The sequence below is a fragment of the Blautia sp. Marseille-P2398 genome (assembly GCF_964240315.1).
Classification (GTDB): Bacteria; Bacillota; Clostridia; order Lachnospirales; family Lachnospiraceae; genus Blautia_A; species Blautia_A wexlerae.
Map to the genome: position 1 here is coordinate 225,825 of NZ_CAXSTD010000004.1, position 25,920 is coordinate 251,744.

The window sequence follows — 25,920 nt, forward strand, 5'->3', positions numbered from 1 at the left end:
GTGACTGGAAATATAAAAAAGAAAGCGGACAACAGAATGGATCATACAGACGAATACATAAAAGAAATCTCAGAAAAAATCGACAGTAAGAAAGACTATTATGCTGAAATCAGCAATAAGATCTGGGAATTTGCAGAGCCCAGATTCCAGGAATACAGATCTTCTGAATTGCTGCAGCATGTATTAAAACAAGCAGGGTTTTCCATCAAAGCAGATCTGGCAGGAGAGAAGACTGCATTTATTGCAGAATATGGATCAGGAAAACCAGTCATAGCATTCCTTGGAGAATTTGATGCACTGCCGGGACTTTCACAGAAGGCAGATGTAGCAGAAAGAATTCCTGCAAATACTGGTAGTTGTGGTCATGGATGCGGCCATCAGCTTATCGGAACAGGAACTCTTGCCTCTGTCATTGCATTAAAAGACTTTGTGAAAGAACACAACCTGCAAGGCACAATCCGTTATTACGGCTGCCCTGCTGAAGAAAATGCAGGCGGCAAGGCCTTTCTTGTACGTGATGGCTATTTCAATGACTGTGACCTGGCTCTTTGCTGGCACCCGGAGCAGGGGCGGCGTGCATGTTATGGAAGTACCAAGGCAAATTTCAGAGTATTTTTTACATTTCACGGAACTCCGGCCCATGCATCCATGTGCCCTGAACTGGGGCGTTCTGCGCTGGATGCGGTAGAACTTATGGATGTGGGCGTAAACTATATGCGAGAACACATGATAGATGAAGCCAGGATTCACTATGCGATTACTGATACAGGCGGAGATGCCCCAAATGTAGTCCAGTCCAGGGCTCAGGTACTTTATGCTATCCGCGCCCCAAAGATCACCCAGGTAAAAGAACTCTATAACCGTGTATGCAACATAGCCAGGGGCGCAGCACTTATGACTGAAACTACTGTAGAAATACGCCAGGTAGCGGCATATTCAAACCTGATCTCCAGCAAAATCCTGGCAGATCACATGAATGCGTATCTGGAAAAACTGGGTCCGATCACTTACACTGAAGAAGAATATGCCTACGCACAAAAATTCCAACAGTCCCTCTCAGATCAGGACAAAAATCAACTCCCCACAATTGCCCGGGACTACTTCGGCCCCAAAGCTGCTGAAGTAATGAAAAAACCAATCTTTGAGCCAATGGCATACCAGAATTTGTACAGTGATCTCAAATACTCCACTGATGTGGGCGATGTAAGCTGGCTGGTACCAACCGTCCATCTCAACATCCCAACATTCGCAGCAGGAACCGCCCTCCACTCCTGGCAGGCAGTAGCCCAGGGAAAATCCTCGATCGCTCAAAAAGGAATGCTCTACGCCGCTAAGATCATGGCTCTCACAGCCATAGACTTCCTGCAAAAACCAGAGTTGGTAAATAAAGCCAGAGAAGAACTGACAAAAACCCTAAACGGTGAAACATATCCCAATCCATTGCCGAAAGACTTGAAACCAGAGATATGGTAAAAGCAGAAAGCTCCAAACAAACATTGTAACTCCAAACAAAAAATGCTATAATCCATTGCAGAAAATAGGATAAAATTTTTACAAAACAAATTAATCAGGAGGGACCTAAAATGAGCAAAAAAGTATACATTTTCCTCGCCGACGGCTTCGAAGACATCGAAGGCCTCACAGTAGTAGACCTTCTCCGCCGCGCAGAAATCGATATCAAAACTGTATCCATCAAAGAAACCAAACAGATCCAGACATCTCACGGTATCACCATGCTCACTGATACAACATTCGCAGAAACAGACTTCGCAGATGCCGACATGCTTGTCCTCCCGGGAGGAATGCCGGGAACCAAATATCTTGCAGGATACAAACCACTTACAGACCTTCTGACAGATTTCAACAGCAAAGGCAAAAAAATCGCCGCTATCTGTGCTGCACCAAGTGTATTCTCAGGTCTTGGATTCCTCAAAAACCGCAAAGCCACCTCTTATCCGTCCTTCATGGAAATTATTGCAGGAGACGGTGCCAATACCAGCGAAGACAATGTGGTAGTAGATGGAAATATAACCACCAGCCGTGGTCTGGGAACAGCTGTAGACTTCGCACTTTCCCTGATTTCACAGCTTGAAAATGACGAAAAAGCAAAAGAAATAGCAGAATCAGTGGTATATACCCGCTAAATCGTCCTCAAACCCTTATTTTTATGCGAAAAAACACTAGCACTTTTGGATTTTTTGTGCTATACTGCTACAATGACTGTAAATATATAATTGAGTTATAGAGAGGTCTCCCGCTTCTGCAACAGTGGGAGCGGAGCTTAGACTTAAATATATAGAAATAGGTAAAAACTGTGAATGATATAACGCAGCTGAAAAACCAGTCGCAATCATAACCTGAAAATTAAGGAGGAACATGTAACATGAGTTTACAGGTGGAAAAAATGGAAAAAAACATGGCTAAACTTACTATCGAAGTTGCCGCTGAAGATTTAGAAAAAGCAATGCAGAATGCATACCAGAAAGCAAAAGGAAGAATTTCCATCCCTGGATTCCGTAAAGGAAAAGCTCCAAGAAAAATGATCGAGCAGATGTATGGCAAAGGAGTATTCCTTGAAGATGCTGTTAACGCTCTGATTCCGGAACACTACAGCAAAGCATTAGCTGAATGCGAACTTGAGATCGTTTCCCAGCCGACAATCGACATTACACAGGCTGAGCCTGGAAAAGCATTCATCTTCACAGCAGAAGTTGCTGTTAAACCGGAAGTTACATTAGGTGATTACAAAGGTGTAGAAGTACCGAAAACTGAAATCACAGTAACAGACGAAGACGTAGAAGCTGAACTCAAGAAAGAGCAGGAGAAAAACTCCAGAACAATCAGCGTAGAAGACCGCGCAGCTCAGTTAAATGATATCGTAACAATCGACTTCGAAGGATCTGTAGACGGAGTACCTTTCGATGGCGGACAGGCTACAGAGTATCCTCTGACACTTGGTTCCAACACATTTATCCCGGGATTCGAGGAACAGCTTGTTGGTGCTAAAGTTGGCGATGATGTAGACGTAAAAGTTACATTCCCTGAAGAATATCAGGCAAAAGAACTTGCAGGTAAAGAAGCAATCTTTAAATGTGCAGTTAAGAAGATCGAAGCAAAAGAACTTCCTGAACTGGATGATGATTTTGCAAAAGATGTCTCTGAGTTCGATACACTTGCAGAGTACAAAGAGCATGTAAAAACAAACCTTGAAGATAAGAAAGCAGACGAAGCAAAACGTGCAAAAGAAGATGCAGCAGTAGATAAAGCAATCGAAAATGCACAGATGGATATTCCGGAAGCTATGCTTATGACACAGTGCCGTCAGATGCTTGATGATTTCAGCAGAAGAATGCAGTCCCAGGGATTATCCATGGATCAGTACTTCCAGTTCACTGGCATGACAGCTGACAAGATGATGGAAGACATGAAACCACAGGCATTAAAGAGAATCCAGACAAGACTGGTTCTTGAGAAAGTAGCAGAAGTTGAGAACATTCAGCCAACAGAGGAAGAAGTAAATGAAGAAATCTCCAAGATGGCTGAAGCATACAAAATGGAAGCTGACAAGTTAAAAGAATTACTTGGAGAGCGTGAACTTGAGCAGATGAAGAAAGACATGGCTGTACAGAAAGCAGTTACTGTTATCGCTGACGCTGCTAAGGAAGTTTAATTTTAAAGTAATCGAATTTTAAGAACCGGAAAGAGACAGGCTCAGATGTCTACCTCTTTCGGAAAAAAGTCAGCCGCGTAAATGGAGGCGTTTATATGAGTTTAGTACCTTATGTCATTGAACAGACAAGCAGGGGAGAGAGAAGCTATGATATCTATTCAAGGCTTCTGAAGGACAGAATCATTTTTCTTGGTGAGGAAGTAAATGATGTGAGTGCAGGACTGATCGTATCACAGCTTCTTTTCCTGGAAGCAGAAGATCCTGGTAAAGATATTCAGCTGTATATCAACAGCCCGGGCGGTTCCGTAACAGCCGGCATGGCGATCTATGATACCATGCAGTATATTAAATGCGATGTTTCTACCATTTGTCTTGGAATGGCTGCCAGCATGGGTGCCTTTCTTCTGGCAGGCGGTGCAAAAGGAAAGAGATTTGCTCTTCCGCATTCCACTATCATGATCCATCAGCCATCCGGCGGTGCGCAGGGACAGGCAACAGAGATCCAGATCGTGGCAGATCATATCGCACAGACAAAGAGAACTTTAAATGAGTTATTGGCTGCAAATACCGGTCAGCCGATAGAAGTTGTTGAGCGTGATACAGACCGGGACAACTATATGACTGCTGAAGAAGCAAAGGCATATGGACTGATTGACGGTGTAGTCATGCATAAATAATGCGAAAGATAAGACTCCTGTGAATCGTCACAGGAGTCTTATTAGTTAGTATAGAGAAAGGACAGACATAAATTCATGGCAGAAAAAATGAGAGAAGGAAAAGTAAGATGCTCCTTTTGCCAGAAGACAGAAGATCAGGTAAGAAAACTGATCGCAGGTCCGGATGGTAAAGTATTTATATGCGACGAGTGCATTGGCATCTGCTCAGAGATCATGGAGGAAGAATTAAATCCTTATGATGACGAGGTTTTGAATTCTGATATTAATCTGTTAAAACCGGAAGAGATCCATGCAGTTCTGGATGATTATGTAATTGGTCAGGATGCAGCAAAAAAGGCTCTTTCCGTTGCTGTTTATAATCACTATAAAAGAATTCTTGCGTCAAAAAATTCTGATGTAGAGCTTCAGAAGAGTAATATTCTGATGCTTGGACCTACAGGTTCAGGTAAAACTCTGCTGGCTCAGACACTTGCCAGACTTCTGAATGTACCGTTTGCTATTGCAGATGCTACTACACTGACAGAAGCCGGATATGTAGGAGAGGATGTTGAGAATATTCTTCTCAAGATCATTCAGGCAGCAGATTATGATATTGAACGTGCACAGTACGGAATTATCTATATTGATGAGATTGATAAGATCACAAGAAAATCTGAGAATCCATCCATAACCCGCGATGTTTCCGGTGAAGGTGTGCAGCAGGCACTTCTGAAGATTCTGGAAGGTACAGTGGCAAGTGTTCCGCCTCAGGGCGGCCGCAAGCATCCTCATCAGGAGTTTCTTCAGATTGATACAACAAATATTCTGTTTATCTGTGGCGGTGCTTTTGACGGAATCGAGAAGATCATTGAGTCCAGACAGGATACCAAGTCCATCGGTTTCGGTGCAGAGGTTTCTGTTAAGGAAGACAGAAATGTGGGTGAGATCCTGAAGGATGTAATGCCGGAAGACTTTATCAAATTCGGTCTGATTCCTGAGTTTATCGGTCGTGTGCCGGTAGTTGTAACTCTGGATGCGCTAGATGAGAATGCGCTGATCAGTATTCTGAAAGAGCCGAAGAACTCACTTACCAAACAGTATCACAGATTATTTGAACTGGATGGTGTTGAACTTGATTTTGAAGATGATGCACTTGAACTGGTCGCAAAGAAATCTCTGGAACGTAAGACAGGAGCCAGAGGTTTGCGTGCGATCATGGAAGGTTCACTGATGGATCTGATGTATAAGATTCCGTCAGATGACACGATCCGCAAGTGTACAATTACCAAAGATGTAGTAGATGGCACCGGTGAGCCGGAGATCGTCCGCGGAGAAGCTTCTGCACAGGCGAAGACAGCCGGAAGCAGAAGAACGTCCCGGACACACAAGAAGGATAAACCGGAAACAGCCTGATGAAAGGGACTGAACAATAAATGACAAATCAGAATATAGTGCTGCCTGCGATCGCTCTCAGGGGGACTACCATCCTTCCCGGGATGATCGTTCATTTTGATGTGAGCAGGGAGCGTTCTGTCAAGGCGATTGAAGCTGCCATGCTTCATGACCAGAAGATTTTTCTGGTTACTCAGATTGATCCTGAGGTGGAATCACCGGATCTGGCAGGTGTATATCATGTAGGAACCATTGCCTATATCAAACAGGTTGTGAAACTTCCGCAGAACCTTTTGCGGGTACTTGTAGAGGGAACGGGAAGAGCCACACTTGTGAAATTTGAGCAGGAGTTTCCGTTTATCAGAAGTGAGATCACACCTGTTGATGAAGAAGAAATGCAGATGCCGGAACCAGTGATGGAAGCCATGCACAGAAGCCTTAAGGAATTATTCCACAGATACTGCATGGAAAATGGAAAAGTCAGCAAAGAGCTGGTAGCACAGATTTTAAATATAGATAATGTTGAGGAACTGGTTGAGCAGATTGCCGTAAATATTCCTTTATCTTATCAGAATAAGCAGAAGATTCTGGAGGCACTTACACTGGAGGAACGTTATGAAGTTCTGGGTGCAATCCTTGGAAATGAGATTGAGATCATGCAGATTGGCAGAGATCTCCAGAAAAAAGTGAAGGCCAGAATTGATAAGAATCAGAGAGAATATATTCTCAGAGAGCAGCTGAAACTGATACGTGAGGAACTGGGTGAGGATAATACTGCGGATGACGCAGAGGAGTTTAAGAAAAAACTCCAGGAACTTCAGGCCGGCGATGAGGTAAAAGAGAAGATCAGCAAAGAAATCGAGAGATTTAAGAATACCAACAGCAATGTATCCGAGAATGCAGTACTGCGTGGTTATATTGAAACCATGCTGGCACTTCCGTGGGAGAAGAAATCCACAGATTCTGATGATCTGAAAGAAGCATGGAAAGTACTTCAGGAAGGTCATTACGGTCTGAAAGATGTGAAGGAGCGTGTGATGGAGTTCCTTTCCGTCCGCAAACTGACACATAAGGGAAAAAGTCCGATCCTTTGTCTGGTAGGACCTCCCGGAACAGGTAAAACCTCCATTGCCCGATCGATTGCAGAAGCAATGCATAAGAAATATGTACGTATCTGTCTGGGCGGTGTGAGAGATGAGGCTGAGATCCGGGGCCACAGAAAGACTTATGTAGGAGCAATGCCGGGAAGGATCACTGCAGCATTACAGCAGGCAGGAGTGAGCAATCCTCTGATGCTTCTGGATGAGATTGACAAGACCAGCAGTGATTATAAAGGAGATACTTCTGCGGCACTTCTTGAGGTGCTTGATCCGGAACAGAACAGCAGATTTATGGATCATTATATAGAGGTTCCACAGGATCTTTCAGAAGTACTGTTTATTGCAACTGCAAACGATGTTCAGGGCATTCCGAGACCACTTCTTGACCGTATGGAACTGATCGAGATCGCAGGTTATACTGAGAATGAGAAGGAACATATTGCAAAGGAACATCTGATTCCGAAGCAGATGGAAGAGAACGGTATCGAGAAAGGTAAACTGACAATCCAGTCAGCGGCTCTTAAGAAGATCATCAACAATTATACAAAAGAAGCCGGAGTTCGAAACCTGGAGAGAACCATCGGACAGATATGCAGAAAAACTGCACGTCTGATCATGGAAGAAGATAAAAAGAAAGTTACAGTGACTTCAAAGAATCTGTCAGATTTTCTTGGAAAAGAGCATTTTAACTATCTTATGGCAAATAAGAAAGATGAGATTGGTATTTCCCGCGGGCTTGCCTGGACACAGGTGGGCGGCGATACACTGCAGATTGAAGTCAATGTAATGCCCGGAAAAGGTGAGCTGATGCTTACCGGACAGTTGGGAGATGTTATGAAAGAGTCTGCACAGGCAGGTATTACTTACATTCGTTCCATTGCTTCTGACTATAAAGTTGAGCCGGAATTTTTCCAGGAAAACGATATTCATGTGCATATTCCGGAAGGGGCAGTACCAAAAGACGGACCATCCGCAGGTATTACCATGGCAACTGCAATTCTTTCCGCAATTATTAAGAAGCCGGTAAGGGCAGACCTTGCAATGACTGGTGAGATCACACTGAGAGGAAGAGTTCTTCCGATCGGCGGTTTGAAAGAAAAACTTCTTGCGGCAAAATATGCTAAGATCAAAGAGGTGTTAGTGCCGGCAGAAAACAAACCGGATATTCAGGAATTAGATAAGGAAATCACAGACGGACTTACCATTACCTTTGTAAGTTCGATGAAGGAAGTGCTTAATAAGGCACTGGTATAAAATAAATGGTCAGTCAGTAAAGATTGACCATTTGTTGTGAAAAAAGAGAGGAAATCAATGGTTATTAAGAATGTATCATTAGATATCGTATGCGGTATTACCAGCAAACTCCCGGACACCAACAGACCGGAGGTTGCATTTGCAGGAAAATCAAATGTGGGAAAATCATCGCTGATCAACGGGCTGATGAACCGGAAATCTCTTGCCAGAACAAGTGCACAGCCGGGAAAAACACAGACCATTAACTTTTATAATATCAATGAAGCCATGTATCTGGTAGACCTCCCTGGTTACGGATACGCAAAGGTTTCACAGTCTGAGAAGGAAAAATGGGGCAAGATGATCGAAAGATATCTTCATACATCCAAAAACCTGAAGGCGGTTTTCCTTCTTATTGATATCCGTCATGATCCGTCTGCAAATGACAAGATGATGTATGACTGGATTCTGAACAATGGCTATGAGCCGATCATTATTGCAACGAAGCTTGACAAGCTCAAACGAAGCCAGATTCAGAAAAATATCAAAGCAATTAAAGAAGGGCTGAAGCTGAGCAAAGATGGCATTATTATTCCTTTCTCTGCTGAGACGAAGCAGGGAAGAGATGAGATCTGGGCTCTGATTGACGAGTTGACCGGACTGGCAGCTACTGAAGAAGCCTGAAAAAATAAATATTCGCTGTTTACTGACGGGATTCTTTTCCTGTGAAAATAAGCAGCAGACAGACAAAATACGAGGACAAAAAATATTATGGGAATTATCAAGGCATTCAAGCTGGGATTTGACTATCTCAAGTATGATGAAGATGGTAACGTGCAGGATACGCAGCGTGCTGTCAATGATGTAAACCTGGACATTGAAGCCGGACAATTCGTGGCTGTTCTGGGACATAATGGTTCCGGAAAATCTACTCTTGCAAAGCACCTGAATGCGCTGTTGCTTCCGACGGAAGGAACTTTGTGGGTAGATGGGATTGACACGTCTAAAGAGCCGGAATTATGGAAAGTCCGACAGAAAGCGGGCATGGTTTTTCAGAATCCTGACAATCAGATCATAGGAACTGTAGTAGAAGAAGACGTAGGATTCGGACCGGAGAATATGGGTGTGCCCACAGAGAAAATCTGGGAGCGTGTAGATGAGAGCCTGAAAAAAACAGGAATGACATCCTATCGTTATCATTCTCCGAATAAACTTTCCGGCGGACAGAAGCAGAGGGTTGCAATTGCCGGTGTCATGGCAATGCGTCCGAAATGCATCATTTTGGATGAGCCAACTGCAATGCTGGATCCGAATGGACGAAAGGAAGTTCTTGAGGCAGTCAGTGACCTTAACAGACGGGAAGGAGTGACAGTCATTCTGATCACCCACTATATGGAAGAAGTTGTTCATGCGGACAAGGTATATGTTATGGACAACGGAGAAGTGGTGATGCAGGGAACACCCAGAGAGATTTTCTCACAGGTGGAAACTCTGAAAGAATACAGACTGGATGTGCCACAGGTAACACTTCTGGCACACGAACTTCATAAAGCCGGAGTGGATGTTCCGGAGGGAATACTGACTACAGAGGAGCTGGTGAATGCCTTATGTCAATAGAATTAAAAAATGTAACTTATACCTACAGTCCGGGAACTGCCTATGAGATCCATGCGCTGAAAGATATCAATCTTTCTATTCCGGACGGACAGTTTATCGGAATTATCGGACATACAGGAAGTGGAAAATCTACACTGATCCAGCATTTCAATGCTCTGATCCGTCCGACTTCCGGTACCATTACTTACAATGGAGAGGATATCTGGGGAGAGAAATATGACCGACGTACCCTGCGAAGCGAGGTAGGACTGGTATTCCAGTATCCGGAGCATCAGCTTTTCGAGAATGATGTACTTTCTGATGTCTGCTTTGGTCCTATGAATCAGGGATTATCCAGGGAAGAGGCAGAGGTAGAAGCGAAGAAAGCACTGCAGCATGTAGGCTTTAAGGAGAAAAATTACAGCAAATCTCCTTTTGAACTTTCGGGCGGACAGAAGAAAAGAGTTGCTATTGCCGGTGTACTGGCAATGAATCCGAAAATTCTGATCTTGGATGAGCCAACTGCCGGCCTGGATCCAAAAGGTCGGGATGACATCCTTGACCAGATCGCAGAGCTTCATAAAGTAAGAGGGATTACCATTATCCTTGTATCTCACAGTATGGAGGATATTGCAAAATATGCAGAGAGACTGATTGTAGTCAATGACGGAGAAATCGCATATGACGATGCTCCCAAAGCAGTATTTGCTCATTACAGAGAGCTGGAAGCCATGGGACTTGCAGCACCGCAGATTACTTATATCATGCATGCGTTGAAGGAAAAAGGCCTGGATGTAGATGTAACTGCTACAACGGTGGATGAGGCAAAAGAGAATATCCTTGCAGTTTTAAGAAAATGTAATCCCGGGAAATTGTCCGGTGACAAACAATCTGTTTCAGACAGTCAGTCGAAAAAAGAAAATGCCAAAGCAGAAACCTTAATTAGTGAGATGGAAGCTGATCTGACTGAGGATGGGACGAAAGAGTCTCATTCAGATGCGCCTGATGAAGATTTAAGCGTTCAGAAGGAAACAATGGATAAAAAGTCTGCAGAACAAGAAGAGAATGAGGGAGGGCAGGAAGTATGATCCGAGACATTACAATAGGACAGTATTATCCTGCAGATTCCGTTCTGCACAAAATGGATCCGAGAGCAAAGCTGGTGGGTACGCTGGTGTTCATCATCTCTGTCTTTGTATTCCATACATTTCCGGGATATGCAGTGGCAACTATATTTCTGGCAGCGATGATCATTCTTTCCAAAGTTCCTGTGAAATTTATGTTCAAGGGACTGAAGGCAATCGTGATGCTTCTTATGATCACAGTGGTATTTAATATATTTCTGACACCCGGAAAGGTTCTCTGGCAGTGGGGAATCCTGCATGTGACAGAGGAGGGCCTGAAGCTGGCCGGAAGAATGGCCATCCGCCTGACGTATCTGGTGATCGGTTCTTCTCTTATGACGCTGACTACCACACCCAATCAACTTACAGATGGTCTGGAACGACTTCTCAGGCCGTTAAATAAACTTCATGTGCCAATCCATGAGATTGCCATGATGATGTCTATTGCGCTGCGTTTTATCCCAATCCTTATGGAGGAAACCGATAAGATCATGAAAGCACAGATTGCACGTGGCGCAGATTTTGAAACCGGAAATATAATTCAGAAGGCAAAAAATATGATTCCGCTTCTGGTTCCGCTGTTTATTTCTGCGTTCAGAAGAGCAAATGATCTGGCCATGGCCATGGAAGCAAGGTGCTATCATGGAGGGGATAACAGAACCCAGATGAAGCCATTGCGTTATGAGTCCAGAGACTACATTTCCTATGTGGTGATGTGGGCTTATCTGGGAATCGCCATTGTTTTCAGAATTGTGGGAATCTGAGAAAGTACTGATATAATTTATAAAGATATTTTATATGCTGTAATCCGGTAGGAAAGGATTACAGCATATTGTTTATTTTGTTATAACAAAAGTTTTCAATTTTTATGGAGGAAAACAGATGAAAAGAATTGGTCTTGTAGTTGCATATGACGGCACAAACTATTGCGGCTGGCAGACACAGCCAAACGGGATTACCGTGCAGGGGGTTTTAAATGAAACACTGTCCGAGCTTCTTGGCGAGAAGATAGAAACGATCGGTGCAAGCCGTACAGACGCAGGGGTTCATGCCATGGGAAATGTGGCAGTATTTGACACCAACACACGCATTCCCGGAGAAAAGATTTCCTATGCACTGAACCAGCGTCTTCCGGAAGATATCCGCATTCAGCTTTCTGAAGAAGTAGAACCGGATTTCCATCCCCGTTACTGCGACAGCGAGAAAACATACGAATACCGCATCCTGAATCGCAAATTTCCGGTTCCGACAGAGCGCTTATACACCTATTTCTACCACTACAAACTGGATGTAGATAAGATGAAAGCAGCAACCTCATACCTGATCGGACAGCATGATTTTGCTTCTTTCTGCGGTGCAAAAGCGCAGGTAAAAACAACTATCCGTACAGTGACAGGAATTGATGTATGGCGTGACGGAGATATCGTAACCATACGTGTAACAGGAACAGGATTCCTCTACAACATGGTACGAATCATCTCCGGAACTCTGATCGAAGTAGGAAACGGACAGTATCCGCCTGAGAGAGTAAAGACAATTCTGGAAGCCTGCAACCGCGAAATGGCAGGCCCGACTGCTCCGGCACAGGGACTGACACTGATGGGGATTGAATTTTTTGATTGATAGTCAGGAGGAGAAAATCATCCGTTTCGATAATTGCCGGTGGGATAACTGATCAACAGTTTTTTTGATGAAAAACAAAAAACGGGGGAGTAACGAAAAAAGTTGAAAAAACGACACAAAACCTATTGACAGAACAGAACCCTTATAATATAATAACCAAATGTGACGTAGTGCGAGATGCTTAAGCCAAATAGCCCAGGCGAAAGTATTTATCAGCGGTTTCGGACATTTCCGCATTTTTAGCACCGGCGTTTCCAATAACTTATATTCGCGGGAAATTCCGCGGTTAATTAAACTATCGTTGATAAATAACAGGAGGTAAAACCATGCAGACTTATATGGCTAATCCAGATAAAATCGAAAGAAAATGGTATGTAGTTGACGCTGATGGATGTACTCTTGGCCGTCTGGCATCCGGAGTAGCAAGCGTTTTAAGAGGAAAAAATAAACCACAGTTTACACCACACGTAGACACAGGTGATTATGTAATCATCGTAAACGCTGACAAGATCAAAGTTACAGGTAAGAAATTAGAGCAGAAAATCTACTACAATCACTCCGATTATGTAGGTGGAATGAGAGAAACCACATTAAAAGAAATGTTAGCAAAGAAACCTGAGAGAGTTATCGAGCTCGCAGTTAAAGGTATGCTTCCAAAAGGACCTTTAGGAAGAAGCATGTACACAAAACTTTTCGTATATGCAGGACCGGAACACAAACATGAAGCTCAGAAACCAGAAGCTTTAACATTTTAATTAGGAGGTAGAAAACATTGGCTAGCGCAAAATTCTACGGAACAGGAAGAAGAAAAAAATCAATCGCAAGAGTTTATCTTGTACCTGGAACCGGTAAGATCACAATCAATAAAAGAGATATCGATGAATATTTTGGATTAGATACACTGAAAGTTATCGTTCGTCAGCCTTTAGCTGCAACAGAAACAGAAGGCAAATTTGACGTATTAGTTAACGTTCATGGCGGTGGATACACAGGACAGGCTGGTGCCATCAGACATGGTGTTGCAAGAGCCCTTCTTCAGGCAGACAACGACTACAGACCAGTTCTGAAAGCTGCTGGATTCTTAACTCGTGACCCACGTATGAAAGAACGTAAGAAATACGGTCTCAAAGCAGCCCGTCGCGCTCCGCAGTTCAGCAAGCGATAATCGACTGCTCAGACTATATCAAAATGGTTCAAAAACCCCGGAAAATCAAGGTTTTCCGGGGTTTTCTTATACCTAAACGGGCTGATATAGTTTGACCTCATTTGACCAAACGAGAGCCGTTTTCACTCAATTTTTAGGTTAAATATAGGACAACCGGCAAAAATGGGGTCAAAAAACGGCCTTAGTGGAAATAGGACAACCAGAAAGGGTGCTATGTGCCAGTGGCACATGTTCAGCACCGACCGGAGCGGGAGCGGAGAAGCGTTGGCAAAACAACAACCTGTGCGAACTTGGGAATAGGTCTGGCACAGGCCGGAAAGAAAGTGCTTTTAATCGACGGGGACCCACAAGGAAGCCTGACAATCAGCTTGGTTTTGAAATGTTTGCTGATGATTGTAACTGCACCGGTCATTTGGGTGTTGACGCTTTTTGTCTGGCTCTGCACGGGGCTGATCTACATATCCGGTCTGGTGCTTGGTCTGCTCAGCACGGTAATTGCTCTGCTTGGCGTGGCTGTGCTGATTACCTATTCCCCGCAGAATGGTGTGATTTTGCTGGTTATGGCATTTTTGATTAGCCCGATGGGGCTGCCGCTGGCTGCGATCTGGTTGCTGGGAAAGGTGCAGAGTTTGAAATTTGCGATCCAGGATTGGATGTATGGGTAAATGATGTGAATATAATCTGGAATGAAAAGAAGCAGGACAATGGGAGATGAGACCCAATGCCCTGCTTCTCTGTTTATTCGGAACGAACTGTAATATATTTTTGATTGCGACTTTTAGGTTTATCGGGAATAGTCATTTCTAATTGCCCGGATTCTAAAAGCGGACTGATATGCTTCAAAGTGAAGTTTCTTAAATCTTTGAAGCCGCAAAATACTGCAAGCTCTTTCTTGGATTTTGGTGTTGTGCAAAAAGCCAAAATCTGTTTGGACACCGTTGATAGTTCAATATCTTGGTGGGTAACTTGGTGGATAACTTGGTGGGTATCACCCTCTAAGTTGTAGTTTACATTTTTCAAGATGACTCTGAAATCTGTTGCTGTTGAGGTAAATTCAGGCTTATATGCCGCTGTATATCCAGGTAGCTTTTCGGTTTCACTGACGATTTTGCGCAGACCACTTCCACGGCGTTCCATGTACTTCATGCGGTGGAACAGGTCAGCAATCACAGGGTTTCGTCGCATGGAACGGATACCGCGCAGCCACAGAATGAAATTCTGTGTTCAAAGGGGCTTGGGGGCGCTGCCCTCAACAAGCAAGCGGAGAGGAAAATCACGGAGGGATTTTCTTCTCTGCGGGCCTGTGTGTATTAACACAGGCATTGCTTGCCTCTTTTCTCCGAAATTGAAAAGAACCAGTGAGAGAATCGTTAAATTTCACTCACTGGCTCAATTCGTTTCAAATTTTTCGGACAACTCTGTCAGTTCTTTCACCGTTTCTTGGGTGTGATGCAACAGGGTGTCACGCATTTCTGGCGGACAGCTGGAATAAAGCATTTTCATCTGATTGACACCCTCATCCTCCAGAGAAACATCTGGATTTATAAGTGTATCTAAAGAGATGTGCAGGACCTTTGCCAATGCTCTTAAAATTAAATAAGAAGGATTCATTTTCCCCTTTTCGATATTGGCGATTTGCTTTACAGAAACATGGCTCAGATCCGCAAGCTCCTGTTGTGTCAGTTCTTTATTCTTTCGGGCTTCCCGCATTTTTTGCCCTAAAGCAGTTAAATCATCAATCGGCATAATCGTTCACCTCAATAATATTGTATCGTTCCGGTTTATGTGATGGAATGACCTTATTATGCCTGAAAAACTGTACGATTATGCCAATTTTATAAAGCTGCGATTGGTGATAAACTTGTATTGTTCGAGACAAAGAACTATAATGTACTCTGTGGAGGTGCAGAATGGATTATATGACACTAAAAGAGGCCGCCGAAAAATGGGGCGTGACACCTCGTAGAGTAAATTACTATTGTGCCGCCGGGCGCATATCTGGAGCTGTAAAGATGGCAACTATCTGGCTAATTCCAAAGGATGCGGAAAAGCCGATTGATGGTCGAACAAAACAAGGAAAGGCAGAAAAGTATGAGTAATATATTACTTCTTGAAGATGATCTAAGCCTGATTAACGGGCTTTCTTTTGCTTTCAAAAAGCAGGGATTTGAATTAAATATCGCCAGAACGCTCAAAGAAGCGGAGGAATTGTGGACAGACGGAAAATATGATTTGTTGGTGTTGGACGTATCTCTGCCAGATGGGTCTGGCTTTGAATTTTGCAAAAGAGTTCGACTTACATCAAAGGTGCCAATTATTTTTCTGACGGCTTCGGATGAGGAAACAAGTATTATTATGGGGCTGGATATTGGAGGTGATGACTATATCACAAAACCGTTCAAACTGGGGGTTCTCGTTTCAAGGATTAACGCCTTACTTCGACGTGCAAATTCTTTTCAAGCAGCAGACACAGAATTGCAGTCGAATGGCATCAAGGTTCTTTTGCTGCAAGGACAGGTTTTCAAAAATGGGGAGCTGTTGGATTTGACTGCCGCGGAATACAAGCTACTGTGCTTGTTTATGAGAAACCCAAGCATGGTGCTGACAAAGGGACAAATTTTAGATAAGCTATGGGATTGCGACGGGAATTATATCGACAGTAGTACCCTTACGGTCTATATGCGTCGGCTTCGTATGAAGATCGAGGATAATCCAAGTGAACCACAAATGCTCCTGACTGTTCGAGGTATGGGATATAAATGGAATATTATCGGGTGAGGTGCAGAATGAAGATACTGGCAAATAAAGAAATCAAAAATCTATTTCATTCGCTTTCACTGGTTTTTGGGGTTACATTTCTCTTAGCCGAGGTTTTTCTATGGCTATCATATCGCCGGCTTTCTCTGTTATTGCTAATCCTTTTTCTATTGGCTGGTGGTGCTGTATGGGCAGTCTGCTTTGTATATTTTAATCGGCAAAATCAGATCATGGAGCAGGCGATATTACAAATCAATGCGTATCTTGATGGTGATCGCAATGCCCGTATTGAATGTGACAATGAGGGCGAATTGTACCGACTGTTTCATTCCATCAATTCTTTAGCGGCAGTGTTAAATGCCCATGCAGATAACGAGTTACGAGAGAAAGAGTTTTTGAAAAATACAATCTCCGACATTTCACACCAACTGAAAACACCGCTGGCAGCACTCAATATTTATAACGGACTCCTTCAAGACGAGGATATAGAAGTGTCCTCCGTGAAAGAATTTGCGTGTTTGTCTGAGCAGGAACTTGACCGTATCGAAACACTGGTGCAAAGTCTGCTCAAGATTACAAGATTGGATGCCGGAGCCATTGTCTTGGAAAAGAACGCAGAAAATGTTGCAGATATGATGCGGGATATTGAACTGCATTTTGCATATAGAGCCAGACAGGAAAAGAAAGAAATCATTCTGTCTGGCTCGGATCATCTTTCTCTTTTTTGTGATCGTGATTGGTTGAATGAGGCAATCGACAATATCGTGAAAAATGCGTTTGACCATACAGAAAGTGGTGCAACAATTCGTGTTGCGTGGAAGGAGTTGCCGTCTGGTGTCCAAATTGTGATAACGGATAATGGATGCGGCATCCACCCAGAGGATATACATCACATCTTCAAGCGGTTTTATCGCAGCCGTTTTTCAAAGGATACACAGGGGATCGGGCTTGGCCTGCCGTTGGCAAAAGCGATTATAGAAGCTCATGGGGGCCTAATAGAAGTGGAAAGTGAATTAGGAATTGGAACGAGTTTTATAATGAACTTCCCAATTCCTACAAAATTGTAGGCTGGTTGTAGGGCTACAGTAATATTAGGGTGCTATTCTTTCAATCGTAGACAGGAAATGAAGTTTACCTGTCTACATCGCAAGAACATAAGAAAGAGGTGTTTGCACTATGAATTTATTAGAGGTCAAGAATATTTGTAAGACCTATGGCAGCGGTGAAACTGCTGTAAAAGCGCTTAGGAATGTTAGCTTTTCTGTTCCTAAGGGAGAATATGTGGCAATCGTCGGAGAATCTGGTTCGGGTAAAAGCACACTGCTGAATATGATCGGTGCGCTGGATATGCCAACTTCGGGAAAGGTGCTGATTGATGGTAAGGACATTTTTTCCATGAATGACCGAAAACTGACGGTATTTCGCCGCAGGAATATCGGCTTTATCTTTCAGGCGTTTAACCTTATCCCGGAGTTGACGGTGGAACAAAATATGATTTTTCCGCTGTTGCTGGATTATCAAAAGCCGGACAAGAGATATTTGGAGGAACTGCTGACGGTTTTGAATTTGAAAGATCGTCGTAATCATTTACCCAGTCAGCTTTCCGGCGGTCAACAGCAGAGAGTGGCGATTGGCCGCGCATTGATTACCCGTCCTTCTCTGATTCTGGCAGACGAGCCAACAGGAAATTTGGACTCACAAAACAGCAGTGAGGTCATAGCATTGCTCAAAGAAACATCGAAAAAATACGAGCAGACCATCATTATGATTACCCACAACCGCAGTATTGCGCAAACGGCAGACCGGGTATTACAGGTATCAGATGGCACTTTGACTGATTTTGGGAGGTGCCGTGAATGAAAAGCTATCTTAGTCTCATTCCCATCTCCGCAAAGGTGCGCAAGCGGCAAAATCGTATGACTGTCTTGTGTATTATCATTTCGGTGTTTCTTGTCACAGCTATTTTCAGTGTTGCTGACATGATGATACGAACAGAAAGCGATTTTATGATAAGTAACCATGGAAACTGGCACATTGCAATAAAAAATATTTCACAGAACAATGCGGATGAAATCAGTAATCGTTCAGATGTTACAGCAGTTGGTGTAGCTTCTCAATTTAATTTTGAAGGAGAACAACCGTACCGAGTCAACGAAAAACGAACTGTTTTGTATGGCACCGATGAAGTCTATATTACTCAGATTTCAAATGGAATTGTAGAAGGAACATTTCCGGCAAATGATGAGGAAGTTATGCTTACACCTAATTCTGTAACTGCTTTAGGAGTACAGCTTGGGGATAGTGTAACCTTACATACCCCTGCTGGAGATCGGACATTTACAATCTCTGGCTTTGGCACAGATGATGAAAGCTATTATAACAATCAGACTTATTTGATAGGCTCTTATCTGACACAAAGTGCATTTACTTCTGTTATGGCACAAAACGGAGTAACAAACAATGAGTTGACTTATTATGTGCAGTTTGAAAGTGCAGCGAAAGCGGCAAATGCAATAACAGAACTACAGACACAGTACCAATTATCCGATGGGAGTATTTCTGAAAATACCGGCGTTATGGGCATGGCTGGGCAAAGCAACAATACAGCGATGCAGAGTATGTACGGATTGGCAGCAATTCTATTTGTTTTAGTGTTGTTGGCAGGAATATTGATGATTTCTGGCAGTATGAATAGCATCATTGCGCAACGAACTCAATTTTTTGGAATGTTGCGTTGCATTGGTGCAAGTCGTCAACAAATTATCCGCTTTGTCCGTTTGGAGGCATTGAACTGGTGTAAAACCGCGGTACCTATTGGAGTGGTTTTTGGAACAATAATTAGTTGGATTATTTGTGCCACACTTCATTATGGAATTGGTGGAGAATTTTCTACAACGCCAGTCTTTCAGATCAGCCCTGTTGGACTTATCAGTGGTGTAGTTGTTGGAGTGGTAACAGTATTTTTAGCAGCACAATCCCCAGCAAAGCGGGCTGCTAAAGTTTCACCCATATCTGCGGTTTCTGGCAATGTAGATAATAAATCTTCTGTTAAACACGCTATCAAGTTTAGCTTAGGAAAAATTGATAATTCACTTGGCATACATCATGCGGTTGAAAAAAAGAAAAACTGGTTTCTGATGACGGCTTCCTTTGCACTGACTATTATGCTGGTTTTTTCTTTTTCTGTAATTTTAGATTTTGCAAAGCAACTTGTTCCATCGTTGAGTGTCACATCAGCCGATATAGCATTATCCAGTTATGTAAATAAAATGGATATTGAGCGCAGCCTGGTCGATGAAATCAAAAAAATAGATGGGGTTGCAAATGCTTATGGAAGTAGCTATGTAGAAAACATTCCTGCAACATCTTCAAGAGCAGGAATAGACCATATCAATATTGTTTCTTATGATGATACACTTCTAGATTACTCAAAAGGTAGTATTGCTCAGGGATCATTAGATACAGTTTACGGGAACAGTAACAAAGTGGCAACCGTATTTAATAGAAACAATTCCTTGCACATCGGTGATACCATCCAGTTTGCAGGCGAAGAAGTTGAGATTACTTGCGCTCTATCACAAGGGTTATTCGGAGATGATTTGATTATTATTTGCTCACAGGAAACATTTGACCGTATCATGGGCGATACAAAGTATGGGCTTATTGGAATTCAGTTAGATTCAAACGCTACTGAAGAAACAATAGCAGAAATTAGAAGTCTTGAAAACGATGATATTATCATTACGGATCAGCGTGAAGGCAATAAACAAAATAATGCTACATATTGGGCTGCACGAATTGTTTGTTATGGCTTCTTAGCTATTATCGGAGTTATTTCGCTGTTTAATATCGTCAATAGTATCTCTATGAGTGTATCTGCACGAATTAAGCAGTATGGTGCAATGCGAGCTGTTGGTATGGATAATAGGCAGCTTAAACGAATGATTTCTGCGGAAGCGTACACCTATGCAATTTCTGGTTTGATAGTTGGATGTGGCATTGGACTCCCGCTTAGTCGATTTTTATATAATCGTCTAATTACACATTATTTTGGAATTGAGTGGAGATTTCCTATCCTGTGGTTTGGAATTGTCGTTGCCTTTATCTTCATATCTGCTATTGTGTCTGTTTATGCTCCTGCAAAGAGAATTCGCAATATGCCAATTACTGCAACCATCAATGAATTATAGTTTCATATGTTAATCTGCCGGACGACGGCAAAAGAAAAAAAGCCGTCGTACAGCAGACATATTTTCACGCGCCTTATGAAACGGCGGCTTTGATTTCAGAGCCGCCGTTTCTTTGCGTTTGTACAAACCTATGACGATTTGCAGGGACACGGTAGCCGATTGGAGGTTATTTTGCCGTGCCCCTTTTACTTTTTCAAAGCTCACATAATCTACATCAGTTAAAAAAAACATTGCTCCTCCTCCGGGCAAGTATAACATTGCATCGGCATTATCGTTCCATGTGATTCAGTATAATAATGGCTGTTCTTGGCGCGCCAGTTTTCCCTCATGGAAATCTGGCGTTTTTTGTTGCCATTTTTTCGGAGATGACCCGGTTGTCTGCCGGTGTCGGTCTCCGCCTCCATTCGATTCACCCGTCAATCACCCGTGAATCGAAATGGAGGTACATAATGAAGAAAATTAACCTTCGGGAACTTTATCCTGATGTTTATACAACAGACTTTTTTGTAGATGTGACAGAGGAAGTAATGGAGACTATTCGGGCAGCTGAACGTGCGGAGGCTGCGTATGAGCGAAAGATGTATCGTTATAAAGCACAGTATTCTCTGAATTGCGAGAATGGCATTGAAAATGCGGTGCTGTTGAAGCCGCAAACACCGGAGATGTTTCTGGAGGAAAAACAGTTTCAGGAGTAGGTCTATGCCGCTGTGATGAAACTGCCAGAGAAACAGGCAAAGCGAATTTATGCCCGATACTATCTGGGAATGAAGGTAAATGAAATTGCCGAAGTAGAAGGTGTAGACCCAAGCCGTGTCCGAGACAGTATCCGCCGTGGATTAAAGCAGCTTGTAAAATATTTTTGATAAAATTTCATTTGATGCGCCTGTTTTTTGCCTTTTTTGTCAGTGTTAATAAGAAGGACAAGTTTTCCTCCTTCATTTGTATATTGACAATCGAATAGACAGCACAACAGGTACATAACCCATGTACGAGCGAATATGAAACGCCGCGAAGATGGAGCAGTCAGGGAGGTGATGAAAGAACTGCTTCGGAGCGATCTACGATTTCATAAAACGGATTGTGGCAGATTCGGCGCGATGACTGCATGGGGGCTTAAAGATACTTCCTCACGGCCCGCCAAAGACTTGGAGGGAACCCTGCGGCGCACGATACGAACGGTGCTGCGGAGTTATGAGAGCTGCGCCAGCGGAGACCTGTTATTATACCGATCAATAGGCTTGATTATGCCGATTTTTGTAAGGGGTTGAAAGGGATGAAAAGTCAGCAGACTTTAATCAACTAGATTATCACAGGCAGGCTGGGAATCGTGCTGTCTTTTTCGATGTTGGCAAGATACCGCCATTCAATCCCAACCAATTCTGCCAATGTTTTTCGTGTCAGACGATTTGCCTCTCGTGCGGCTTTGACATCTGCACCGAAGGTTTCAAAACCGGGACAATCTTCAACTTTCGCCATATAACATCACCCGGTTACATTGTATAATTCATACTTCGCCCGTGGAATGGTACTATATGCAGGTTAGTTGAAGTTTATAATTCATATATAAAAGACCAGCGCCACTCAAAGTTGCTGGTCTTTCCGAATAATGATTTATTGTTGCTTCTTTTTTAATGAAGCAATCCATGCTTGGATTGCTTCCACCAGTACATACTGCTGACGCAAAACAGCCATACCTGTTGCGGGAATACTGGGCTCATTTTCTTTTTTCTGTATATTATGTTCCAGATAGGATTTTAAAGTACTAATATTTTCTTCAATTTCTGCTATGCACGATTTTTGTTTTTCAGGTGGCAAGGAATCCAAATTCACAATAACAGCGTTGAAGTCCAGAAAAATGTTAATAGGTTTTCCAGAAATCTCAAACATGAGCCGTTCAAATTCCGCTTCTCCCGCTTCCGTCAGGGAATAAATCGCTTTCTCTGGCATCTTCCCTTCCTTTACGATTTCGCCTCGGATTAGCCCCTTTTCTTCTAACTGAATGGCTTTTTTATAAATGGATGGAGTGCTGATTTTTACCCATTTGGATATGTTTCTATATTCTACTAACTTTTGAATATCGTAGGCGCTCATTGGCTCCTTTTTCAATATTCCCAACACGATTAAATCTATGGTTGCCATGTGGAATCACACCCTTTCACTATGCTTTCTGCATGAAAGAATACTGTCAAATTTACTATAAATTATAGTATTAGATTTTATACTCTTTGTCAAGATAAAACGCCTGACTTCTCTTGACATATACTATAAATTATAGTAGTATGATTTATACGGTAGTATACTATAATTTATACTACTATAAATTACACTTAAAGAAGCGAAAGGAGTATTAACAATGAATGAACGCAACAACAAACTTGAACTTTTGGGCAGTGCGCCTATCCCCAAAGCTCTGATGGCTCTCGGCATACCGATTATGATTGGGATGTTGATCAATGCACTCTATAATCTGGTGGATGCCTATTTTGTGAGTGGCTTGGGCAAAAGTCAAATGGGTGCTATTTCTGTCGTATTTCCGTTGGGACAAGTCGTGGTTGGTTTAGGTCTTATGTTCGGTAACGGAGCCGCATCTTATCTGTCAAGACTATTGGGACGCGGAGATAAAGATACCGCCGATAAAGTGGCAAGCACCGCATTGTATAGCAGTATTCTGATTGGTGCTATTATCATCCTACTTTCTGCGATTTTCCTTAAACCAATTTTGGTAATGTTGGGCGCGACGGAAACAATTATGCCGTATGCCTTGACATACGCAAGAATTTATGTGCTGTCCTGTGTTTTCAATGTATTTAATGTAACAATGAACAATATTGTAAGTAGCGAGGGTGCAGCAAAAACGACCATGTGTGCCTTGCTATTGGGAGCCGTATTGAACATCGGATTAGACCCTCTTTTCATTTATACTTTGGACATGGGAGTAGAAGGTGCAGCAATCGCCACAGCAATTTCGCAAATGGTATCCACGCTTGTTTATCTTACCTATGTTCTGCGCAAAAAAAGCGTATTTTCGTTCAGCATAAAAGAGTTTTCTCCTACGAGGCAAATGATAACGGAAATTTTGAAAATTGGAGTTCCCACTTTGGTGTTCCAACTGCTAACAAGTCTTTCGATTGCGCTAATTAACCGCGCATCCAGCAATTATGGCGATTCGGTCATTGCAGGCATGGGGGCGGTTACGCGAGTTACTTCTATGGGAACTCTTGTTGTCTTTGGATTTCTGAAAGGGTTCCAGCCTATTGCTGGATTCAGCTATGGGGCAAAGAAGTTTGATCGCCTGCGCGAAGCAATCAAAACCTCAATCATTTGGTCTACAAGTTTCTGCTTAGTCGTAGGCTTGGTGATGGCCGTTTTTTCTATGCAGATTATCTCTCAATTTACTGAGGGAGATAATCAAATGATTTTAGTGGGTCAAAAATCACTGTTTGCAAATGGGATCACATTCATTCTTTTTGGTTTCTACACGGTTTACTCCTCTTTGTTCCTTGCCTTGGGTAAAGGTGCGGCAGGTTTCTTTTTGGGAGCATGTAGACAAGGTGTCTGCTTTGTTCCTGTCATTTTGCTGCTGCCTATGGTATGGGGAATGAACGGAATCCTATATGCCCAACCCATCGCAGATGTAATTTCCGTAGTAATCACTGTATTTATGGCGTTACACCTTCATCGGGAATTGTCTATGGCTGAAAAACAGGCTATGTCCAATTCGGAAATATAAGGTACTTCTCCTTGACTTTTACTATCAACAATAGTACTGTTGATAATAGTAAAAGTTGGAGGTGTAGTTATGTCGTCAATCGATTTAGTCATACTTGGTATTGTATTGGAAAAACCGCAAAGCGCTTATGATATTCAAAAAGATGTGGAGTACCACCATTTTCCACGATGGACAAAAATAAGCGTACCTTCTATTTATCGTAAGGTTCTCCAGTTGAGTGAGAAAGGTTATTTGCATAGCAATATTGTCAAGGGCGATAAGTTTGCAGATAAGGCTATTTATTCTATTACTGACCAGGGCAGAGCATATTTTAAGGAACTGATGGCCGCTTGCGCCGCTGGTCCAGTCCCCCTGCTATTCGATTTCAATGTGGTCATTACCAATCTGAACAAGATGGACAAAGCCGAAGCGTTGGAGCTGGTTTCGACTTTGCGCCGGAGCATACAATCCTCGGTTGAAGCTAACGAGGGCTATGCGCGCGAATTTGCAGACATTCCTTTGGTTGGGAGAACGATTTTTGAGCAGCAGCAGCTTCTCTATCGAGCCCTTATGGAATGGCTGGATCACTTTGAAGGACAGTTCTTAAAAGAATGAGCACGGCCTTCAAAAGTAGTTTGACCATCCTGTTTGAAGCTCCATTTTGGATCGGTCTATATGAAAGAACGGATAGCGGTAAATACGAGGTGTGTAAAATCACTTTTGGTTCAGAACCCAAAGACTATGAGGTCTATGAGTTTCTGCTGAAGAATTGGCATAAGTTGAAATTCAGTCCCCCAATCCAGGCTGAAGTATTCATAGAGCGAAAACTCAATCCCAAACGAATGCAGCGCGAAATTCAAAGTCAACTGCAAGATAAAGGCGTTGGCACAAAGGCACAGCAGGCGTTGAAACTCCAGCATGAGCAATGTAAGCTGGAACGTAAAGCCAAGAGCCGTGAACAGAAAGAGGCAGAGAAAGACCGTCAGTTTGCCATACGGCAGGAAAAGAAGAAAGCCAAGCACAGAGGAAGATAACATGAAGATAGAATGGATTTTATGCCCCTTTTGCGGCAGAAAAACGCGATTAAAAATTCGCTATGATACAGTATTGGAAAACTTTCCGTTATATTGTCCTAAATGCAAACATGAAACCCTGATTACAGTAAGAAAACTAAATTTATCCATCGTCCAAGAGCCAGACGCACAGACGCAGAGCCGATAATACGCAAGGTAAATTCACTTGTGATTATCGGTTCTTTTTTATTTCAATATACGATGAGAGCCTGCCCCGCCCAATGGGGAAAGAAAAAAACCGTAGCTGGGCAGGTTGATTTTGTGCGCTTACTCTACATACTCTGGCGGCGGTTTTGAGAAATCAGAGCCGCCGTTTCTTTTCACCTATCCTAAACCAACGACGATCTAACACCGTGTAAATCCACGGCGGCATATAGGAGGATTGCCGCCGTGTCTATTTTTGCCTATTTTCACAGCATCCATGACCTGCACCAGCTAAAAAAAGCCTTGCCCCTCCTCCGGGAAGGTATGACTTCCTATCGGTATTATCGTTCCGCCTAAATCAGCAGAATGGTAGGTGTTTTTGTCGCGCCAGTTTCCCATTGCGGGGAGCTGGCGTTTTTTATTGTCGATTTTTCAGGAAAGCTCCTGAAGTATGTCGCTGCCGATCCCCGCCTCCTTTCGATTCACTC

The 25,920-nt window shown here is 42.9% G+C and carries 25 protein-coding genes and 5 pseudogenes; 25 read left to right on the forward strand and 5 right to left on the reverse strand.

Annotated elements, in window-relative coordinates:
- Positions 1 to 36 precede the first annotated feature (36 nt).
- The 15 genes and pseudogenes from ACESZG_RS06810 to ACESZG_RS06880 all read left to right on the forward strand — a co-directional run bounded on the left by ACESZG_RS06810 (position 37) and on the right by ACESZG_RS06880 (position 14,224).
- On the forward strand, positions 37 to 1,473 hold the full coding sequence (locus ACESZG_RS06810) for a M20 family metallopeptidase (RefSeq protein WP_373217816.1): 1,437 nt from the start codon (positions 37 to 39) through the stop codon (positions 1,471 to 1,473).
- Positions 1,474 to 1,583: 110 nt separating this feature from the next.
- Positions 1,584 to 2,144, forward strand: a complete 561-nt coding sequence (locus ACESZG_RS06815; protein ID WP_373217818.1) for a DJ-1 family glyoxalase III — start codon at positions 1,584 to 1,586, stop codon at positions 2,142 to 2,144.
- Positions 2,145 to 2,383: 239 nt separating this feature from the next.
- A complete protein-coding gene (gene tig, locus ACESZG_RS06820; RefSeq protein WP_008705993.1) occupies positions 2,384 to 3,670 on the forward strand; it encodes a trigger factor in 1,287 nt (428 codons plus the stop codon).
- 95 nt (positions 3,671 to 3,765) lie between these two features.
- Entirely contained in the window at positions 3,766 to 4,347 is a 582-nt protein-coding gene (clpP, locus tag ACESZG_RS06825) for an ATP-dependent Clp endopeptidase proteolytic subunit ClpP (protein WP_008705991.1), read from the forward strand.
- Positions 4,348 to 4,422: 75 nt separating this feature from the next.
- Positions 4,423 to 5,739 carry an ATP-dependent Clp protease ATP-binding subunit ClpX gene (gene clpX, locus ACESZG_RS06830; RefSeq protein WP_055058351.1) on the forward strand — a complete coding sequence of 439 codons (1,317 nt, stop codon included), beginning with the start codon at positions 4,423 to 4,425 and terminating at the stop codon, positions 5,737 to 5,739.
- Between the two features lie 20 nt (positions 5,740 to 5,759).
- Positions 5,760 to 8,072 (forward strand): endopeptidase La, encoded by a 2,313-nt coding sequence (lon, locus tag ACESZG_RS06835; protein WP_008705987.1) that lies wholly within the window; start codon positions 5,760 to 5,762, stop codon positions 8,070 to 8,072.
- A 57-nt stretch (positions 8,073 to 8,129) separates the two neighbouring features.
- The gene (yihA, locus tag ACESZG_RS06840) at positions 8,130 to 8,735 is read left to right on the forward strand and encodes a ribosome biogenesis GTP-binding protein YihA/YsxC (RefSeq protein WP_118521322.1); all 606 of its coding nucleotides are present in this window, start codon (positions 8,130 to 8,132) and stop codon (positions 8,733 to 8,735) included.
- A gap of 87 nt (positions 8,736 to 8,822) precedes the next feature.
- Complete coding sequence (locus ACESZG_RS06845) at positions 8,823 to 9,668, forward strand: energy-coupling factor transporter ATPase (RefSeq protein WP_025580712.1); 846 nt, start codon at positions 8,823 to 8,825, stop codon at positions 9,666 to 9,668.
- Positions 9,659 to 10,504: pseudogene (locus ACESZG_RS06850) on the forward strand (energy-coupling factor transporter ATPase); the annotation flags it as partial. The gene ACESZG_RS06845 and the pseudogene ACESZG_RS06850, both read left to right, overlap by 10 nt.
- A gap of 227 nt (positions 10,505 to 10,731) precedes the next feature.
- The gene (locus tag ACESZG_RS06855) at positions 10,732 to 11,535 is read left to right on the forward strand and encodes an energy-coupling factor transporter transmembrane protein EcfT (RefSeq protein WP_008705979.1); all 804 of its coding nucleotides are present in this window, start codon (positions 10,732 to 10,734) and stop codon (positions 11,533 to 11,535) included.
- Between the two features lie 118 nt (positions 11,536 to 11,653).
- A complete protein-coding gene (gene truA / locus ACESZG_RS06860; RefSeq protein WP_055058354.1) occupies positions 11,654 to 12,394 on the forward strand; it encodes a tRNA pseudouridine(38-40) synthase TruA in 741 nt (246 codons plus the stop codon).
- A gap of 326 nt (positions 12,395 to 12,720) precedes the next feature.
- The gene (gene rplM / locus ACESZG_RS06865) at positions 12,721 to 13,149 is read left to right on the forward strand and encodes a 50S ribosomal protein L13 (RefSeq protein WP_008705976.1); all 429 of its coding nucleotides are present in this window, start codon (positions 12,721 to 12,723) and stop codon (positions 13,147 to 13,149) included.
- A 17-nt stretch (positions 13,150 to 13,166) separates the two neighbouring features.
- Complete coding sequence (rpsI, locus tag ACESZG_RS06870; RefSeq protein ID WP_008705974.1) at positions 13,167 to 13,559, forward strand: 30S ribosomal protein S9; 393 nt, start codon at positions 13,167 to 13,169, stop codon at positions 13,557 to 13,559.
- Positions 13,560 to 13,780: 221 nt separating this feature from the next.
- Positions 13,781 to 13,930, forward strand: a pseudogene (locus ACESZG_RS06875) (ParA family protein); the annotation flags it as partial.
- Between the two features lie 18 nt (positions 13,931 to 13,948).
- On the forward strand, positions 13,949 to 14,224 hold the full coding sequence (locus ACESZG_RS06880) for a CD1845 family protein (protein ID WP_373217836.1): 276 nt from the start codon (positions 13,949 to 13,951) through the stop codon (positions 14,222 to 14,224).
- 73 nt (positions 14,225 to 14,297) lie between these two features.
- Here ACESZG_RS06880 and ACESZG_RS06885 read toward each other — a convergent pair.
- Both ACESZG_RS06885 and ACESZG_RS06890 read right to left on the reverse strand, forming a co-directional pair.
- Positions 14,298 to 14,753, reverse strand: a pseudogene (locus ACESZG_RS06885) (ATP-binding protein); the annotation flags it as partial.
- A gap of 195 nt (positions 14,754 to 14,948) precedes the next feature.
- Positions 14,949 to 15,305: a helix-turn-helix domain-containing protein gene (locus ACESZG_RS06890; RefSeq protein ID WP_055153203.1), complete on the reverse strand. Its 357-nt coding sequence runs from the start codon at positions 15,303 to 15,305 to the stop codon at positions 14,949 to 14,951.
- Positions 15,306 to 15,469: 164 nt separating this feature from the next.
- Here ACESZG_RS06890 and ACESZG_RS06895 point away from each other — a divergent pair, with 164 nt between their 5' ends.
- The 5 genes from ACESZG_RS06895 (at position 15,470) to ACESZG_RS06915 (ending at position 20,506) form a co-directional block, all read left to right on the forward strand.
- On the forward strand, positions 15,470 to 15,658 hold the full coding sequence (locus ACESZG_RS06895; protein ID WP_025581218.1) for a helix-turn-helix domain-containing protein: 189 nt from the start codon (positions 15,470 to 15,472) through the stop codon (positions 15,656 to 15,658).
- Positions 15,651 to 16,337 (forward strand): response regulator transcription factor, encoded by a 687-nt coding sequence (locus ACESZG_RS06900; RefSeq protein WP_008705965.1) that lies wholly within the window; start codon positions 15,651 to 15,653, stop codon positions 16,335 to 16,337. The genes ACESZG_RS06895 and ACESZG_RS06900 overlap by 8 nt, the downstream gene beginning before the upstream one ends.
- An 8-nt stretch (positions 16,338 to 16,345) precedes the next feature.
- Positions 16,346 to 17,383: a sensor histidine kinase gene (locus tag ACESZG_RS06905; protein ID WP_368200000.1), complete on the forward strand. Its 1,038-nt coding sequence runs from the start codon at positions 16,346 to 16,348 to the stop codon at positions 17,381 to 17,383.
- 109 nt (positions 17,384 to 17,492) lie between these two features.
- Complete coding sequence (locus ACESZG_RS06910; RefSeq protein ID WP_055066049.1) at positions 17,493 to 18,176, forward strand: ABC transporter ATP-binding protein; 684 nt, start codon at positions 17,493 to 17,495, stop codon at positions 18,174 to 18,176.
- Positions 18,173 to 20,506: an ABC transporter permease gene (locus ACESZG_RS06915; protein WP_144136804.1), complete on the forward strand. Its 2,334-nt coding sequence runs from the start codon at positions 18,173 to 18,175 to the stop codon at positions 20,504 to 20,506. Before ACESZG_RS06910 ends, ACESZG_RS06915 begins: the two co-directional genes overlap by 4 nt.
- 9 nt (positions 20,507 to 20,515) lie before the next feature.
- On the opposite strand, the gene ACESZG_RS06920 is transcribed toward ACESZG_RS06915, so the two are convergent.
- Entirely contained in the window at positions 20,516 to 20,737 is a 222-nt protein-coding gene (locus tag ACESZG_RS06920) for a hypothetical protein (RefSeq protein ID WP_373217824.1), read from the reverse strand.
- A gap of 218 nt (positions 20,738 to 20,955) precedes the next feature.
- On the opposite strand from ACESZG_RS06920, the pseudogene ACESZG_RS06925 reads away from it, so the two are divergent.
- Positions 20,956 to 21,369: pseudogene (locus ACESZG_RS06925) on the forward strand (sigma-70 family RNA polymerase sigma factor).
- Between the two features lie 439 nt (positions 21,370 to 21,808).
- On the opposite strand, the pseudogene ACESZG_RS06930 reads toward ACESZG_RS06925, so the two are convergent.
- Both ACESZG_RS06930 and ACESZG_RS06935 read right to left on the reverse strand, forming a co-directional pair.
- Positions 21,809 to 21,982: pseudogene (locus ACESZG_RS06930) on the reverse strand (multiprotein-bridging factor 1 family protein); the annotation flags it as partial.
- Positions 21,983 to 22,117: 135 nt separating this feature from the next.
- Entirely contained in the window at positions 22,118 to 22,645 is a 528-nt protein-coding gene (locus tag ACESZG_RS06935; RefSeq protein ID WP_118633967.1) for a PadR family transcriptional regulator, read from the reverse strand.
- 214 nt (positions 22,646 to 22,859) lie between these two features.
- On the opposite strand from ACESZG_RS06935, the gene ACESZG_RS06940 reads away from it, so the two are divergent.
- The 4 genes from ACESZG_RS06940 to ACESZG_RS06955 all read left to right on the forward strand — a co-directional run bounded on the left by ACESZG_RS06940 (position 22,860) and on the right by ACESZG_RS06955 (position 25,436).
- Complete coding sequence (locus ACESZG_RS06940) at positions 22,860 to 24,236, forward strand: MATE family efflux transporter (protein ID WP_118617630.1); 1,377 nt, start codon at positions 22,860 to 22,862, stop codon at positions 24,234 to 24,236.
- 69 nt (positions 24,237 to 24,305) lie between these two features.
- Entirely contained in the window at positions 24,306 to 24,830 is a 525-nt protein-coding gene (locus ACESZG_RS06945) for a PadR family transcriptional regulator (RefSeq protein ID WP_055201204.1), read from the forward strand.
- Positions 24,827 to 25,249 carry a YjdF family protein gene (locus ACESZG_RS06950; protein ID WP_117996885.1) on the forward strand — a complete coding sequence of 141 codons (423 nt, stop codon included), beginning with the start codon at positions 24,827 to 24,829 and terminating at the stop codon, positions 25,247 to 25,249. The genes ACESZG_RS06945 and ACESZG_RS06950 overlap by 4 nt, the downstream gene beginning before the upstream one ends.
- Before the next feature lies 1 nt (position 25,250).
- Complete coding sequence (locus ACESZG_RS06955; protein ID WP_177591996.1) at positions 25,251 to 25,436, forward strand: cysteine-rich KTR domain-containing protein; 186 nt, start codon at positions 25,251 to 25,253, stop codon at positions 25,434 to 25,436.
- The last annotated feature ends 484 nt before the right edge of the window (positions 25,437 to 25,920 follow it).